Origin of the sequence: Sinorhizobium chiapasense (genome assembly GCF_036488675.1) — a bacterium.
GTDB lineage: Bacteria > Pseudomonadota > Alphaproteobacteria > Rhizobiales > Rhizobiaceae > Sinorhizobium > Sinorhizobium chiapasense.
In genome coordinates this window covers 2,972,288-2,987,201 of sequence record NZ_CP133148.1, presented here as the reverse complement: position 1 = coordinate 2,987,201, position 14,914 = coordinate 2,972,288, and the positions used below count along the sequence as shown (strand labels likewise).

Below are 14,914 nucleotides of genomic sequence, written 5' to 3'. Positions count from 1 at the left end.
CGCCCTCAGGGTCCGGGTACGCCCGTGGATCCCTCAGCCTTTTTTGCCAGCGAGGAAGGCCTTGAAGGCTTCGCCATGGTCCGGATGCCAGCGCGAAAGCGGTGGCCGGTTCTCGACGATGTCGCCCGCCGCCCACAGGATCCGTTTCTCGTCCGTCGAGCGGTCGACCTCGTTGTCGGGGCAGAGGATATAGAAGTCACCGCGTTCGAGGCTTTCCATCATGAAGTCCACGGTCTCATCCGGGGTCCATGCGCCCGCCGGCTTCTCCGCTCGTCCGTGGGCGGTCAGCGACGTGTAAACGAAGCCGGGGATCAACAGGTGCGCAGCGACCTTGCAGCCGTCAGTGTTGCGCAGTTCATGCTGCAGCGCCTCGGTGAAGGCCTTCACCCCGGCCTTCGATGCGTTGTAGGCGGGATCGCCGGGAGGCGTGGTGATGCCTTGTTTCGATCCGGTATTGATGATCAGCCCCGGCTCGCCATGGGCAATCATGGCGGGCGCGAAAATTCGCGAGCCGTTGATCACGCCCCAGAGATTGACGGCGATCACGGCTTCCCAGTTCTCCAGCGGGCCAAACATCGAGCTGCCCGGCTGGATGCCGGCATTGTTCATCAGCACATGCACGTGGCCGAAGCGCTCGCTTGCCGCGCGCGCCAGCGCCACGAGATCGTCGGGCCGGGAGACGTCCGTGGCTATCGCGGCGACATCGCCGGCGCCGCCTGCGGCAACCTTTGCCACCTCGGCCGCAGCCGCCTGCAAGCGCTCGCCGGGCAGGTCGGCAAGGACAACTTTCAGCCCGAGGCCGGCGAATCGTTTGGCCGCGGCAAGTCCGATACCCGAGGCAGCTCCGGTGATCACGGCGACGTTGTTTTTTGCAATGGCGGCGTAGGACATGGCGTCGATCCTCGTTCACGGCGGAAAGTTCCGAAAGAGATAGAGCGGAGGCGGCGCCAAGTCCATCGCAATCACCGGCGATCCGGCGCGTGAAACATCTGAAATGTCGTTGCTTTCCGGCAAGCTACCTTGCCCGGGAGCGCGTGAGCGCTAGTTCTATGCTCGGGCCTTACGGACAGGTTCCTCTGCACGCCCGGCCACGAGATGGTTCATGGCAAGCCAAACGAGCAAGAACAGCAAGCGCACACCCTGTGAGAATTGTCCCCTTCGCCAGCTCGCGGTCTTTCGCGATTTCACAGCCGAGGAGCTCGCCTTCGTTTCGGACTTCAAGACGGGCGAGTTGGCAGTCGATAGCGGTGCGACAATACTCCTCGAAGGCACGCATAGCGCTCACCTCTTCACCGTGCTTGCCGGTTGGGGCTTTCGATACAAGATGCTCGACGACGGTCGGCGCCAGATCCTGAACTATGTCATGCCTGGAGATATTGTCGGACTGCAAGGCAGTCTGATGGGAGAAATGCAGCATTCGATCGAGGCGCTTTCTCCGGTTACTCTCTGCGTCTTCGAACGGGACAGGCTCAATCAGCTTTATACCAGGCATCACGATCTTGCCTACGATCTGACCTGGATTGCCGCCCGGGAGGAACGCATGCTTGACGAGCATCTCCTGAGCATTGGCCGGCGTTCGGCACTTGAGAGGGCCGCCTATCTCCTTGCCTTTCTTTACCAGCGGGCAAAAGTATTGGACCTCTTTCGCGGCAACCGAGTCGCGATCCCGATCCGCCAACAACATGTTGCCGACACGCTCGGCCTTTCGGTCGTCCATACCAACAAGACCCTGAAGAAACTTGCCGACCGCGGGCTCATTCGGTGGGTGGACGGTGGATGTAACGTGCGCGATGTCGATGGGCTGCTTGCAATTGCCGAGTGGGAGGGTATCAGCGAGCACAAGCGGCCATTCATCTGATGTACCGGCCATATGTCATATTTGAGTGCCCAACCGCTCTTTAGCGCCTAGGTTGGCTGTTCGAGATCGAGCCTCGGTCTTGCAGGGTTCTGAAAGGGCGTCGGGAGTGCAAAGCAACGAAATTCCGCCGACAATCAAGACGGTTCTCGTTCTGGACGACAATTTCATCATTGCAATGGACGCCGAGGAAATCCTCACATCTCTGGGAGTGGCAGAGGTTCATGTCGCCACCAATGCCGAGCAGGCTATGGAAATCGTTGCCGCTCACTCGATCGATTTTGCGCTCCTCGACGTCAATCTCGACAACGATACAAGCTTCGTAGTCGCCGATGCCATGATCGCGCGCGGGATCATGGTCGGGTTTACCAGCGGATACGGTGACTCCTTTCCTTCACCGGAGCACCTGCGCGGAATTCCGAGGATCGAAAAACCTTTCAACGAGATGACGATCGGCAGCCTTATCGCGGCTGCGCATGGCCAGCGCGGTGATTGATGCCGACGTCAGGGCCTGCCGCGGGCGACGAACCAGGGATTGGCAAAATCGCTGTCGTGGCGCTGGTTACGCTTGCCATAGGTGAGCGGCGTTCCCTCCATGGTCAGCGTCTCGCCGCCGGCTGCGCGCAGGATGGCGTCGCCGGCTGCCGTGTCCCATTCCATGGTACGGCTGAAGCGCGGGTAGATGTCGGCAAGCCCTTCGGCCAGCAGGCAAAATTTCAGCGATGACCCGACAGCCTCATAATCGGTAATGCCGTGCTCGGCGAGATAGGCGATCGTTTCCACGCTGTTGTGCCAGCGGCTGGTCAGCGCCACCGGCCGGTCGCCGCAGATGCGGCAGCCGATGGTCGCGTGAGGACCGGCAACGCGATCGTCCTCGATCAGGGCCTTCCTCGCCTTGCCGGCACTTGCCGAATAGAGGATGCCGAGCGCGGGGGCATAGACCACGCCGGCGACGGGCACTCCGTTCTCGATCAAGGCGATATTGACGGTGAAATCGCTGCTGCGGCCTACGAATTCCTTGGTACCGTCCAGGGGATCAACGAGAAAGAAGGGCTTTCCGGAAATATCGGGTACATGCCCGGCCGCAACCGCTTCCTCGGCGATGACCGGAACGCCGGGAAAACTCACCGCGAGATCGGCGAGGATTATGCGTTCGGCGCTATGGTCCGCGTCGGTGACGGGTGACGTATCGGCTTTGTAGCTGACGGCCGGGCCGGCGTTGTAAATGTCCAGGATCGCCCTTCCGGCTGCGACAGCCGATCTTTCCAATGTTTCCAGCATCGTCACTCTTCTTTTTCCGCGCCATCGCTCCGATTCGCATGGGGCGGCCGGAATACCGATAGCCTTCCTCCTTCATACTCAAATCTGTCTCTTCGCCGCAATCGCGGAAGCTCCCGGCGTTGCCGCCAGAACGACGCGTCACCGCGGCATTTTGCAGCCGCAAGGCGTCTTGCATCTTTGCGTTGCGCTTTGCTTGTGCAAAGGTGGCCGCGCAAGTGAACTGGATGCCTTCATGCGCTATTCCGCATTCTCGATCGTCAAGAACGCCCTCTCCGGAAATCTGAAATGGAAGCCGCAATGGCGACAGGCCGAGCCGAAACCGCACTATGACGTGGTCATTGTCGGCGGCGGCGGTCATGGTCTGGCGACTGCCTACTATCTCGCCAAGGAATTCGGCGTCAAAAACGTCGCCGTGCTGGAGAAGGGCTATCTCGGCTCCGGGAATGTCGGGCGCAACACGACGATCGTGCGTTCCAACTACATGCTGCCGGGCAACGAGCCGTTCTACGAATTCTCGATGAAGCTTTGGGAGGGACTGGAGCGGGACCTGAACTATAATGTCATGCTGTCGCAGCGCGGCGTGATCATGCTTTACCACAGCGACGTCCAGCGCGACGCGTACATCCGGCGCGGCAACGCCATGTGGATGGAAGGCGTGGCGGCGGAGCTGATCGAGCGCGACCAGCTGAAAAAGATGATCCCCTTCCTCAACTACGACCACGCCCGCTATCCGATCCTCGGCGGGCTCCTGCAACGACGCGCCGGCACTGCCCGGCACGATGCCGTTGCGTGGGGTTATGCGCGCGGCGCCGACCGCCATGGGGTCGACATCATCGAACACTGCGAAGTGACCGCGATTCGCCGCGAGAACGGCGTCGTCTCCGGGGTCGAGACGACCAAGGGCTTCATCGGTTGTGGCAAGCTCGCGCTGGCGGCTGCGGGCAACACGTCTCGCGTCGGTGAGATGGCGGACCTGAAGCTGCCGATCGAGAGCCATGTGCTTCAGGCCTTCGTGACCGAGGGGCTGAAGCCCTGCATCGATCATGTGATCGTCTATGGCGGCGGACATTTTTATATCTCGCAGTCCGACAAGGGCGGCCTTGTTTTCGGGGCGGAGATCGACGGTTACACGTCCTATGCCCAGCGGGGCAACCTCGCGACGGCCGAGCATGTGATGGAGGAGGGGGTGACGATGATCCCCGGTCTTTCGCGCGTCCGGGTGCTGCGTTCCTGGGCCGGAGTGATGGACATGAGCATGGACGGATCGCCGATCATCGACCGCACGCCAATCGACAATCTCTATCTGAACTGCGGCTGGTGCTACGGCGGTTTCAAGGCCACGCCCGCATCGGGCTACTGCTTTGCTCACCTGATCGCCAAGAACGACACGCATCCGGTCGCACGTGCCCTGAGGCTCGATCGCTTTGCCCGCGGCTATGCGATCGACGAGGCCGGCGCCGGTCCCCAACCCAATCTTCACTGATAATAGAAGCGACGAACCGCCTATTCCCATGCGGTCGCATTTTCGAATCAACTGGACCCGCGCGGGTCCAAGGACGAGACGATGGCAAGCCTGATCACCTGTCCCCATTGCGGGGTCCGCCCGAAGGAAGAGTTTACGATCCGCGGCGACGCGTCGCTCGTTCGCCCGACGCTGACTGCATCGGACGAGGCCTGGCACGACTATGTCTATGTGCGCGCCAATCCGCGGGGGCGTACGCTCGAGCACTGGCAGCACGTCGCCGGCTGCCGCCGTTTCCTGGTGGTCGAACGCGACACGTTCACCCATGAGGTCCATTCCGTGACCGATGGTGCTGCGTTCGCCACGGAGAACGGCCGATGACCGCCTATCGCCTGACGACCGGAGGACTGGTCGATCGCAGCCGTTCGTTGAGTTTCAGTTTCGATGGCCGCCCCTTGCGCGGCTTTGCCGGCGACACGCTTGCCTCGGCGCTCATTGCCAACGACCAGCTGCTGGCCGGTCGCAGCTTCAAATATCACCGGCCGCGCGGGATCGTCAGTGCGGGCCCGTCGGAACCGAACGCGCTGGTCACGATCGGTTCCGGCGCGCGTAGCGATCCGAACACGAAGGCGACTGTTGCGGAGCTCTATGCCGGATTGACCGCGCGCAGTCAGAACCGCTGGCCGTCGCTCGGCTTCGACATCGGCGCGATGAATGATCTTTTCTCGCCGTTTCTGGGGGCAGGTTTCTACTACAAGACCTTCATGTGGCCGGCCCAATTATGGGAAAAGCTCTACGAACCGCTGATCCGTCGTGCTGCCGGCCTCGGGCGCGCGGTGCTCGAACGCGATCCGGAAGCCTATGAGAAATCCTGGGCGCACTGCGATCTGCTCGTCGTCGGCGGCGGACCGGCCGGACTGATGGCAGCGCTGACCGCAGCGCGCGCCGGGCTTCGCGTCATTCTCGCCGACGAGGATTTCCGCCTGGGCGGGTCGCTTCTTTCGGAAACGCAGGCGATCGATGCAGCGCCCGCCTATGTCTTCGCCGATCGTGTCGTCGCCGAATTGCAGGCGCTGCCGAACGTCACCCTGTTGCCGCGAACGACGGTCTTCGGCTGGTACGACGACAATGTGTTCGGCGCCGTCGAACGGGTTCAGAAGCACTTGGCAGAGCCTCTGGCCAAGCTGCCGACGGAGCGGGTCTGGCGCATCGTCGCGCGGCGGGCGCTTCTTGCGACCGGTGCCGAGGAGCGTCCACTGGTTTTCGGCGGCAATGACCGGCCGGGCGTGATGATGGCCGGGGCGCTCAGGACCTATGCGAACCGCTACGGCGTGGCGGCCGGCAGATCGGTTGCGATTTTTACGAACGGCAGCGCCGGATATCAGGCTGCCCGCGACCTCCATGCCAAGGGCATCGCCATAGCGGCAATCGTCGACAGTCGTGGAGCGGCAGAAGACGCCGCGCCCGAAGGCACGCGCGTGATCCGTTCGGCCTCTGTCGTCGATACCAGGGGACGCCGGCGGGTTTCCGGGCTCGTGGTCGAGCGGTCAGGTTTCGAGGAACTCGTCGCCTGTGATGCGGTCGGCATGTCCGGCGGCTGGAGCCCGGTCATTCACCTGGCCTGCCAGCGGGGGGCGAAGCCGGTGTGGTCCGATCAACTGAGTGCGTTCGTTGCGCCGGATGTCGGCGGCGGGTTGCGTATTGCCGGTTCGGCGCGCGGCGTCTACACGCTCGCGGGTTGCATCAGCGACGGCGCCACCAAGGCAGCGGCGATCGCATCCGAGTTGGGGTTCAAGCCCGTTCAGGCCGCTCTTCCGGAAACGGGCCAGGAAGCTGATCCGTCCTTCGCTGCCCTTTGGTATGTGCCCGGAGCAAAGTCCAAGGCCTTTGTCGATTTCCAGAACGACGTGCACGCGAAGGATCTGGGGCTTGCGCTACGCGAAGGGTTCGGCCATGTCGAACACGCCAAGCGCTATACGACCAACGGCATGGCGACCGACCAGGGCAAGCTCTCGAATATCAACGCCGTTGGCATTCTTGCAGGCATGCGCGGGGTAGGGCCCGCGGACGTCGGCGTCACGACGTTCCGCCCGTTCTATACGCCCGTTTCCTTCGGCGCGCTTGCCGGGACGGCGCGCGACAAACACGCCCAGCCCGTCCGGAAATCGCCTTTGCACGAATGGGCGCGGAAACATGGGGCAACGTTCGTCGAGGCCGGACAATGGTATCGGTCCGCCTGGTTTCCCCGCGCGGGCGAAAAGACCTGGCGCGAGAGCGTCGATCGCGAGGTGCTGAACGTGCGCGCAAACGTCGGCATTTGCGACGTCTCGACACTGGGCAAGATCGAGCTTTTCGGCCCGGATGCGGCTGAATTCCTCAATCGGCTCTATTGCAACGCTCTCTTAAAGCTTCCGGTCGGCAAGGCCCGTTATGGCCTGATGCTGCGCGAGGACGGTTTCGTCTATGACGATGGCACGGTGAGCCGGCTCGCGGACGAGCATTTCCTCGTGACTACCACCACCGCGATGGCGGGCGGCGTCATATCCCACATGGAGTATTGCTCGCAGGTCCTCTGGCCCGAACTGAAGGTTCGTTTCTGCTCCGTGTCCGACCAGTGGGCGCAGATCGCGATCGCCGGGCCGAAGGCGCGCAGCCTGTTGCAGCAGCTTATCGAGGATGACATCTCCGACGCGGCATTCCCGTTCCTGGCAGCCGGAACGGTAACGCTCAAGGGGGGCCTGAAAGCGCGGCTTTTCCGCATCTCCTTCTCCGGCGAGCTGGCCTTTGAACTGGCCGTTCCGGCAGGATTTGGCGTGGCGGTTGCCGATCAGCTGATGGACATGGGCCGCGCCTTCGATGTCTGCGCCTATGGGGTGGAGGCTCTCAACGTGCTGCGGCTCGAGAAGGGCTTGCCCACGCATGCTGAATTCGATGGTCGGGTGACGCCGGACGACGCCGGACTGGGCCGCATGGTTTCAGCCCACAAAACGGACTTCATCGGCAAGCATCTCTCGTCGAGATACGGGCTGACGGCCGCAGACCGCATGCAACTCGTGGGACTGAAGCCCGTGGACAGGGAAAAGGACATTCGCGCCGGCGCGCATCTGTTGCGTGAAGGCATGAAGCCGTCGACCCTCAACGACCAGGGCTGGGTCAGCTCCGCCTGCCACTCGCCGGTACTTGGTCATCATGTCGCGCTCGCCTTCCTGAAGTCGGGCCGCGAACGTTACGGCGAACGGATTGTCGTCTGGGACAAGCTGCGCGATCAGGAAGTAATCGCCGAGGTCTGCGATCCAGTCTTCGTCGATCCCGAGAATGCCAGAATGAAAGCCTGAGGGAACGCCGATGATCCGCGACTACTACAATCGTCATGCGCTTGATGAGAAGCTGCGCGGCGCGCCGCGGCCGCCGGGCGCCAATCATCTCGCGATCGGCCATAGGCAGGCGATGGCGGCGGTGCTTGCCAGCGCCGGCGAGGAGGACGCGGTCGAAAGGCTGTTATCATCCGTCACTGAATTCGCCGTGCGGTTCAGCGCGCCGGGTGAATGGCTGGCCGTCTCCGAAAACGATACGCCGGAGGGGCTGCAACGTCGTCTCGACGCCCTCTGCAACGGCCTGGCCCATATCGTCGACCAAAGCGAGGCGCGCGTCCTGTTCCGGCTTTCCGGCCCGTCAACGCGCCGGATTCTTGCAAAGGGTGTCGGCCTGGACCTGCATCCCACCGCCTTTGCGACCGGTGCCAGTGCGAATGCGCTTTGCGGCCACATCGCCGTCAATCTGGCGCGTACCGCGGAAGATGTGTTCGAGCTGCTCGCCCCGCGTTCTTTTGCCGAATCCCTTTTCGACAACCTCATGGCGATGGGGCGCGAACACGATCTAACGGCGGCATTCGCCGCGTGACGAGGCAGCGGTCGCGGCAGCCGTGAGGATGTCATCCACTCGCAATATCGGCGCTTCTTGGAGCCGATTTCCGCGATTTTGCGGCCAAACTTGCTCATTTTGCGTGCGAGCGCTGCTAAAATTTTGATTTTTCTGGCTTCGAATGCGCCAAATCGATTTTATCGCCGAAGAATCTGGAGGAGAAACGTTTTTTAGCTTTCATTTTCGTTTGAAAGAGGTATGGAATTGGGGCAAAGAGCACGCTCACCAATGAGCTCTAATAACAAGAGATCGGACCGATAGGATCTGGTCCAGGGGAAGATTGATGGAGTATTTCGTCCAGCAGCTCGTCAACGGGCTGACGCTTGGGTCTATTTATGGTATGATCGCGATCGGTTATACCATGGTCTACGGCATCATCGGCATGATCAACTTCGCCCACGGCGATATCTTCATGCTGGGCGGCTTTGCCGCGTTGATTGTCTTTCTTATTCTCACGACATTCATGGCGGGTGTGCCGGTTGTACTGGCGCTGTTGCTCATGATGATCGTCGGTATGCTTACAGCGGCGATTTGGAACTGGACCATTGAGCGGGTGGCTTACCGTCCGCTGCGCGGGTCCTTCCGACTGGCGCCGCTGATCACGGCTATCGGCATGTCGATCGTATTGTCGAACTTCATTCAGGTGACTCAGGGGCCGCGCAACAAGCCGATCCCGCCGCTTGTCTCGTCGGTCTATGATATCTTCGGCATCGCCATTTCGCTGAAGCAGATCATCATCGTTGTCATCACGGCCGTTCTGCTCTCGGTGTTCTGGTACATCGTCAACAAGACGCCGCTCGGCCGCGCGCAGCGTGCCACCGAGCAGGACAGCAAGATGGCGGCGCTGCTTGGGGTCGACGTCGATCGCACCATCTCGGTAACTTTCATCATGGGTGCGGGGCTCGCTGCCGTCGCCGGCACGATGTTCCTCATGTATTATGGCGTCGTCGTTTTCACCGACGGTTTCGCTCCGGGTGTCAAGGCGTTTACCGCCGCCGTTCTCGGAGGTATCGGCTCGCTGCCGGGCGCCGTTCTCGGCGGATTGCTGATCGGCCTCATCGAGTCATTGTGGTCGGCCTATTTCACCATCGACTACAAGGATGTCGCGACGTTCTCGATTCTCGCGATCGTCCTGATCTTCAAGCCGTCGGGTATTCTCGGACGACCGGAAGTCGAGAAGGTATAATTCCATGGCAAACATTGCATCTACTACTGCAAGCGCCGGTACTGAGGTGACGGCGCGGGCCCTGCGCGAGGCTGTCTTCGCGGGCCTCGTCACCCTCGGCCTGTTCGTTCTGTTCGTCGGCCTCAAGACCGACCAGAACATCCGCAACGAGCTGGTCCTTACCCAGCGCTGGGGTCTGCTGGCGACGTTCGTGATCATTGCCATGGTCGGCCGCTTTCTGATGGTCGCCTACGCACAGCCCTGGCTTGCGCAGAGAAAGGCGGCGAAGGCCGCCGTCGAAGAGGTCGCCAAGGAAGAAGGCTTCTTCAGCCGTAACTTCTCCAAGATCGCGATCGTCGCGCTCATTCTCTATCCGCCGGTCATCCTGGCTCTCACCGGTGTCCAGGGCTCGCTGAAGTGGGTCGACAATTTTGGCATCCAGATCCTCATCTACGTGATGCTCGCCTGGGGCCTCAACATCGTGGTCGGCCTCGCCGGTCTGCTCGACCTCGGATACGTTGCCTTCTATGCGGTCGGCGCCTACTCCTATGCGCTGCTCTCCAGCTATTTCGGCCTGTCCTTCTGGGTGCTGTTGCCGATCGCCGGTCTTCTGTCCGCGTGCTGGGGTATGATTCTGGGCTTCCCGGTACTGCGCCTGCGCGGCGACTACCTGGCGATCGTGACGCTCGCTTTCGGTGAAATCATCCGTCTCGTGCTGATCAACTGGACCGAAGTGACCAAGGGCACGTTCGGCGTGTCCGGCATCGCCAAGGCGACGCTGTTCGGCATCAAGTTCGATGCCTCGAAGACCGGCTTCGCGGCGATGATGGGGCTGCCGATCTCATCGGCCTATTACAAGATCTTCCTCTTCTACCTGATCCTCGGCCTTTGCATGATCACGGCCTTCGTCACCATCCGGCTGCGCCGTATGCCGGTCGGCCGGGCCTGGGAAGCGCTGCGCGAGGACGAGATCGCCTGCCGGTCGCTCGGCATCAACACGACGACCACCAAGCTGACGGCATTCGCCACGGGCGCCATGTTCGGCGGCTTTGCCGGGTCGTTCTTCGCGGTGCGCCAGGGTTTCGTCTCGCCGGAATCCTTCGTATTCCTCGAGTCGGCCGTCATCCTTGCGATCGTCGTGCTTGGCGGCATGGGCTCGCTGACCGGTATCGCTGTTGCGGCCATTGTGATGATCGGCGGCACAGAGATCCTGCGCGAACTCACCTTCCTCAAGGTGATCTTCGGACCGAACTTCACGCCTGAACTCTATCGCATGCTGATCTTTGGCCTGGCCATGGTCATCGTGATGGTCTGGAAGCCGCGCGGCTTCGTCGGATCGCGCGAACCGACCGCGTTCCTGCGCGAACGCAAGGCCGTTTCCGGCAGCTTTACGAAGGAAGGGCACGGCTGATGGCCCCCGAGACTAGCACAATGACAAATGATCCCATTCTCAAGGTCGAGCACCTGTCGATGCGCTTCGGCGGTCTCATGGCCATCAACGACTTCTCCTTTGAGGCCGGGCGCGGCGACATCACCGCCCTGATCGGCCCGAACGGAGCGGGCAAGACGACGGTGTTCAACTGCATCACCGGCTTCTACAAGCCGACGATGGGCATGATCACCATGCGCCAGCGGTCCGGCAAGGAGTATCTGCTGGAACGCCTACCCGATTTCGAGATCACCAAGCAGGCCAAGGTGGCGCGCACGTTCCAGAACATACGGATGTTCTCGGGCATGACGGTTCTGGAAAACCTGCTTGTCGCTCAGCACAACAAGCTGATGCTGGCGTCCGGCTACACCTTCCTCGGCCTGGTTGGCTTCCCGGCCTATCGTCAGGCGTCCAAGGAGGCCATCGAGTTCGCCAGGCATTGGCTCGAAAGGGCGTCACTGATAGACCGCGCCGACGATCCGGCCGGCGACCTGCCCTATGGTGCGCAGCGGCGGCTCGAGATTGCCCGCGCCATGTGCACAGAGCCGGAGCTTCTCTGCCTCGATGAGCCAGCGGCCGGCCTCAACCCGCGCGAATCGCATGCGCTCAACGAGCTGTTGCAGGGCATCCGTCGCGATACCGGCACATCCATACTGTTGATCGAGCACGACATGTCGGTGGTGATGGAGATCTCCGATCACGTGGTCGTGCTCGAATATGGCCAGAAGATTTCCGACGGCAATCCGGATTTCGTGAAGAGCGATCCAAGGGTCATTGCGGCCTATCTGGGTGTCGAGGACGAAGAGGTTGAAGAGGTGATCGAACAGATCGAGGAAATCGAAGGCGAGCAGGGAGGCACCAGGCAATGACTGCTCCGCTGCTGAATGTGAGAGGTGTCGAGACCTATTACGGCAACATCCGCGCGCTGAACGGCGTCGATGTCGAGGTCAACCGTGGGGAAATAGTTTCGCTGATCGGTGCAAATGGCGCTGGTAAATCGACGCTGATGATGACGATCTGCGGCCGGCCGCAGGCCCGCACCGGGTCCGTCTTCTTCGAGGGTCAGGATATCACGCGTCTGCCGACCCATGAGATCGCACGCCTCAGGATCGCGCAATCGCCGGAAGGACGGCGGATCTTCCCGCGCATGACGGTGCTCGAGAATCTCCAAATGGGGGCGAGCCTCGACGATCTGAAGCATTTCAAGGAAGACGTGGAGAAGGTCTTCACGCTCTTTCCGCGGCTCAAGGAGCGCCAGGCCCAGCGCGGCGGCACACTATCGGGCGGCGAACAGCAGATGTTGTCGATCGGGCGCGCCCTGATGGCCCGACCGAAGCTGCTGTTGCTTGACGAGCCTTCGCTCGGCCTTGCGCCGCTGATCGTTAAGGGCATTTTCGAGGCGATCAAGAAGCTCAACAAGCAAGAGGGCCTCACCGTATTCCTGGTCGAACAGAACGCCTTCGCAGCGCTGAAGCTGTCAGACCGCGGCTACGTTCTGGTCAACGGCAGGGTGACCATGAGCGGCACGGGCAAGGATCTTCTCGCCAATCCGGAGGTCCGCTCGGCCTATCTCGAAGGCGGCCGCCATTGACGCGCCGCGCCTGGAGTTAAGTGACATGCAGGGAATTCTCTACGAAGAAGCCTCCATCTGGCAGTTTCTATTCATCACCTGTGTGCTGGGTGGCTGGACCGCCTGGCGGACGGGCAAGAGCGTCGCCGATACGTGGCACAACTTTCCGCGGCTGCTGCTCTACGTGGCGCTGCTGGGTTGGGCTATCCGCTTCATTCATCACGCTCTTTTCGGTGGCACGATGTTCAGCCTGCAGTACTATATCGTGGACACGATCGTGCTTTTGTTGTTTGCTACCGCCGGTTTCCGATACTACCGAACCAGGCAAATGACCAATAACTACTACTGGCTCTATGAGAAGGCGTCGCCCTTCTCCTGGAAGACCAAATAAGGGAACAGCGCGTGCCGGTCGATTGCGGCCGGTGCGAAAGAACACCGGCGCAATTAAGGTGGGCATTGCGCAGGCTTGGAAACGAGACCCGCTCGATTATTGGGAGTAACAAGATGAAAAAGTCTCTTTTGTCGGCCGTTGCGCTGACGGCAATGGTCGCCTTTAGCGGCTCTGCGTGGGCTGACATTCTGGTCGGTGTTGCCGGCCCGTTGACCGGCCCGAATGCTGCGTTCGGTGCGCAGCTTCAGAAAGGTGCGGAACAGGCGGCTGCCGATATCAACGCTGCAGGCGGCATCAACGGTGAACAGATCAAGGTTGTGCTCGGCGACGACGTGTCCGACGCCAAGCAGGGCGTTTCGGTCGCCAACAAATTCGTTGCTGACGGCGTGAAGTTCGTCGTCGGCCACTTCAACTCGGGCGTATCCATCCCGGCTTCGGAAATCTACGCCGAGAACGGCCTCCTGCAGATCACGCCGGCCTCCACGAACCCGCAGTTCACTGAGCGCGGCCTGTGGAACACGTTCCGTACTTGCGGTCGCGACGACCAGCAGGGTGCGGTTGCCGGTGCCTACCTCGCCGCCAACTTCAAGGACGCGAAGATCGCCGTCGTTCACGACAAGACCCCCTATGGCCAGGGCCTTGCCGATGAAACCAAGAAGGCAATGAACGAAGCCGGCCTCACCGAAGCGCTCTACGAAGGTATCAACACGGGTGACAAGGACTTCTCCGCGCTGATCGCGAAGATGAAGCAGGCCGGCGTTTCCATCGTCTATTACGGCGGTCTGCACACGGAAGCTGGCCTGATCATGCGCCAGATGAAGGACCAGGGCCTGAAGGCAACGATGATGTCGGGTGACGGCATCGTCTCGAACGAACTGGCCTCGATCGCCGGTGATGCCGTTGACGGCACGCTGATGACCTTCTCGCCGGATCCGCGCAAGAACCCAAATGCCAAGGACCTCGTCGAGAAGTTCCGCACTGCCGGCTTCGAACCGGAAGCCTACACGCTCTATGCCTATGCGGCTCTCCAGGTGATCGCTGAAGGCGCGAAGGCTGCCGGCGGCAACGATCCGCAGGCCGTTGCCGAAGCCATCAAGGCCAAGGGTCCGTTCAACACGGCGATCGGCGAACTCGGCTACGACGAAAAGGGCGACATCACCCGCCCGGACTACGTCATGTACACCTGGAAGAAGGGTGACGACGGCAAGTACAGCTACTTCCAGAACGAGTAGTCGTCATTTCGTTCCGCTTTTGGAGGACCCGGCGTGGAAGCGCCGGGTCTTTTTTGTTCCTGTGACAGCCGTGCACATGCAGTCGCGATGCGCATGCGTCATCGCCTGGATAGCGCGCCTTACCTCAGCAGCGACGTACGCAGCGTCGCGATCTCCTGCTTGAGCCGGACGAGTTCCGCAGGCTCCATCCCCGTGGCGCTGGCAATCCCATACGGAACATTGTCAGCCTTTGTCCGCAGGGCGCGGCCGCTTTCGGTCAATTTCACGCGCACTTGTCGTTCGTCGGTCCGATCCCGGGCCCGCGATATGTAGCCCATGGCTTCGAGGCGCTTCAGCATGGGTGTGAGCGTGCTCGATTCCAGAAAAAGCCTTTCGCCCAAACTGCCGACGGTCTGGTCGTCTTTTTCCCAAAGGACGACCATCACGAGATATTGCGGATAGGTGAGGTCCAACTCGTCCAACAGCGGCTTGTAGACACGCGTAAACGCGTGGTTCGTCGAATAGATCGCGAAGCACAGAAAATTGTCGAGTTTCATAAGATCTTCGTGAGAGGGGCTGTCTGCCTTGGTCATTGTTCCAACTCAGATTTGATCACAGGATAAAATAAA

The 14,914-nt window shown here is 61.2% G+C and carries 15 protein-coding genes; 12 read left to right on the top strand and 3 right to left on the bottom strand.

All coding sequences use genetic code 11. The features are described from left to right. Positions 1-33: 33 nt before the first annotated feature. Complete coding sequence (locus RB548_RS14465) at positions 34-891, bottom strand: SDR family NAD(P)-dependent oxidoreductase (RefSeq protein ID WP_331371979.1); 858 nt, start codon at positions 889-891, stop codon at positions 34-36. 211 nt (positions 892-1,102) lie between these two features. Here RB548_RS14465 and RB548_RS14460 point away from each other — a divergent pair, with 211 nt between their 5' ends. Then, on the top strand, positions 1,103-1,858 hold the full coding sequence (locus RB548_RS14460; protein ID WP_331371978.1) for a Crp/Fnr family transcriptional regulator: 756 nt from the start codon (positions 1,103-1,105) through the stop codon (positions 1,856-1,858). 175 nt (positions 1,859-2,033) lie between these two features. Then, positions 2,034-2,351: a response regulator gene (locus tag RB548_RS14455; RefSeq protein ID WP_408642419.1), complete on the top strand. Its 318-nt coding sequence runs from the start codon at positions 2,034-2,036 to the stop codon at positions 2,349-2,351. Positions 2,352-2,359: 8 nt separating this feature from the next. On the opposite strand, the gene cysQ is transcribed toward RB548_RS14455, so the two are convergent. Beyond that, a complete protein-coding gene (gene cysQ, locus RB548_RS14450; protein WP_331371976.1) occupies positions 2,360-3,136 on the bottom strand; it encodes a 3'(2'),5'-bisphosphate nucleotidase CysQ in 777 nt (258 codons plus the stop codon). Between the two features lie 232 nt (positions 3,137-3,368). Between cysQ and RB548_RS14445 the strand changes: the two genes are divergently transcribed. The 10 genes from RB548_RS14445 to RB548_RS14400 all read left to right on the top strand — a co-directional run bounded on the left by RB548_RS14445 (position 3,369) and on the right by RB548_RS14400 (position 14,306). After that, positions 3,369-4,619 (top strand): sarcosine oxidase subunit beta family protein, encoded by a 1,251-nt coding sequence (locus RB548_RS14445; protein WP_331371975.1) that lies wholly within the window; start codon positions 3,369-3,371, stop codon positions 4,617-4,619. Positions 4,620-4,700: 81 nt separating this feature from the next. Beyond that, the gene (locus tag RB548_RS14440; RefSeq protein ID WP_331371974.1) at positions 4,701-4,979 is read left to right on the top strand and encodes a sarcosine oxidase subunit delta; all 279 of its coding nucleotides are present in this window, start codon (positions 4,701-4,703) and stop codon (positions 4,977-4,979) included. After that, positions 4,976-7,933 carry a sarcosine oxidase subunit alpha family protein gene (locus RB548_RS14435; RefSeq protein WP_331371973.1) on the top strand — a complete coding sequence of 986 codons (2,958 nt, stop codon included), beginning with the start codon at positions 4,976-4,978 and terminating at the stop codon, positions 7,931-7,933. The genes RB548_RS14440 and RB548_RS14435 overlap by 4 nt, the downstream gene beginning before the upstream one ends. A gap of 10 nt (positions 7,934-7,943) precedes the next feature. After that, positions 7,944-8,498 (top strand): sarcosine oxidase subunit gamma, encoded by a 555-nt coding sequence (locus tag RB548_RS14430; RefSeq protein ID WP_331371972.1) that lies wholly within the window; start codon positions 7,944-7,946, stop codon positions 8,496-8,498. A gap of 304 nt (positions 8,499-8,802) precedes the next feature. Then, positions 8,803-9,705 carry a branched-chain amino acid ABC transporter permease gene (locus RB548_RS14425; protein WP_331371971.1) on the top strand — a complete coding sequence of 301 codons (903 nt, stop codon included), beginning with the start codon at positions 8,803-8,805 and terminating at the stop codon, positions 9,703-9,705. Positions 9,706-9,709: 4 nt separating this feature from the next. Next, the gene (livM, locus tag RB548_RS14420) at positions 9,710-11,095 is read left to right on the top strand and encodes a high-affinity branched-chain amino acid ABC transporter permease LivM (RefSeq protein WP_331371970.1); all 1,386 of its coding nucleotides are present in this window, start codon (positions 9,710-9,712) and stop codon (positions 11,093-11,095) included. Beyond that, positions 11,095-11,982 (top strand): ABC transporter ATP-binding protein, encoded by an 888-nt coding sequence (locus RB548_RS14415; RefSeq protein WP_331371969.1) that lies wholly within the window; start codon positions 11,095-11,097, stop codon positions 11,980-11,982. The genes livM and RB548_RS14415 overlap by 1 nt, the downstream gene beginning before the upstream one ends. Next, on the top strand, positions 11,979-12,704 hold the full coding sequence (locus tag RB548_RS14410; RefSeq protein WP_136505870.1) for an ABC transporter ATP-binding protein: 726 nt from the start codon (positions 11,979-11,981) through the stop codon (positions 12,702-12,704). Before RB548_RS14415 ends, RB548_RS14410 begins: the two co-directional genes overlap by 4 nt. Positions 12,705-12,729: 25 nt before the next feature. Then, positions 12,730-13,074 carry a DUF6867 family protein gene (locus tag RB548_RS14405; protein ID WP_331371968.1) on the top strand — a complete coding sequence of 115 codons (345 nt, stop codon included), beginning with the start codon at positions 12,730-12,732 and terminating at the stop codon, positions 13,072-13,074. A 113-nt stretch (positions 13,075-13,187) separates the two neighbouring features. Further along, positions 13,188-14,306 (top strand): branched-chain amino acid ABC transporter substrate-binding protein, encoded by a 1,119-nt coding sequence (locus tag RB548_RS14400; protein ID WP_331371967.1) that lies wholly within the window; start codon positions 13,188-13,190, stop codon positions 14,304-14,306. Positions 14,307-14,425: 119 nt separating this feature from the next. Here the strand turns inward: RB548_RS14400 and RB548_RS14395 are convergent, their stop codons facing one another. Next, positions 14,426-14,878, bottom strand: coding sequence for a MarR family winged helix-turn-helix transcriptional regulator (locus tag RB548_RS14395; RefSeq protein ID WP_331371966.1), 453 nt, complete (start codon positions 14,876-14,878; stop codon positions 14,426-14,428). Positions 14,879-14,914 lie beyond the last annotated feature (36 nt).

Excerpts from the sequence above, each read along its gene's own strand:
- RB548_RS14465 (WP_331371979.1), bottom strand. The coding sequence starts at position 891 with ATGTCCTACGCCGCCATTGCAAAAAACAACGTCGCCGTGATCACCGGA.
- RB548_RS14460 (WP_331371978.1), top strand. The coding sequence starts at position 1,103 with ATGGCAAGCCAAACGAGCAAGAACAGCAAGCGCACACCCTGTGAGAAT.
- RB548_RS14455 (WP_408642419.1), top strand. The coding sequence starts at position 2,034 with ATGGACGCCGAGGAAATCCTCACATCTCTGGGAGTGGCAGAGGTTCAT.
- cysQ (WP_331371976.1), bottom strand. The coding sequence starts at position 3,136 with ATGCTGGAAACATTGGAAAGATCGGCTGTCGCAGCCGGAAGGGCGATC.
- RB548_RS14445 (WP_331371975.1), top strand. The coding sequence starts at position 3,369 with ATGCGCTATTCCGCATTCTCGATCGTCAAGAACGCCCTCTCCGGAAAT.
- RB548_RS14440 (WP_331371974.1), top strand. The coding sequence starts at position 4,701 with ATGGCAAGCCTGATCACCTGTCCCCATTGCGGGGTCCGCCCGAAGGAA.
- RB548_RS14435 (WP_331371973.1), top strand. The coding sequence starts at position 4,976 with ATGACCGCCTATCGCCTGACGACCGGAGGACTGGTCGATCGCAGCCGT.
- RB548_RS14430 (WP_331371972.1), top strand. The coding sequence starts at position 7,944 with ATGATCCGCGACTACTACAATCGTCATGCGCTTGATGAGAAGCTGCGC.
- RB548_RS14425 (WP_331371971.1), top strand. The coding sequence starts at position 8,803 with ATGGAGTATTTCGTCCAGCAGCTCGTCAACGGGCTGACGCTTGGGTCT.
- livM (WP_331371970.1), top strand. The coding sequence starts at position 9,710 with ATGGCAAACATTGCATCTACTACTGCAAGCGCCGGTACTGAGGTGACG.
- RB548_RS14415 (WP_331371969.1), top strand. The coding sequence starts at position 11,095 with ATGGCCCCCGAGACTAGCACAATGACAAATGATCCCATTCTCAAGGTC.
- RB548_RS14410 (WP_136505870.1), top strand. The coding sequence starts at position 11,979 with ATGACTGCTCCGCTGCTGAATGTGAGAGGTGTCGAGACCTATTACGGC.
- RB548_RS14405 (WP_331371968.1), top strand. The coding sequence starts at position 12,730 with ATGCAGGGAATTCTCTACGAAGAAGCCTCCATCTGGCAGTTTCTATTC.
- RB548_RS14400 (WP_331371967.1), top strand. The coding sequence starts at position 13,188 with ATGAAAAAGTCTCTTTTGTCGGCCGTTGCGCTGACGGCAATGGTCGCC.
- RB548_RS14395 (WP_331371966.1), bottom strand. The coding sequence starts at position 14,878 with ATGACCAAGGCAGACAGCCCCTCTCACGAAGATCTTATGAAACTCGAC.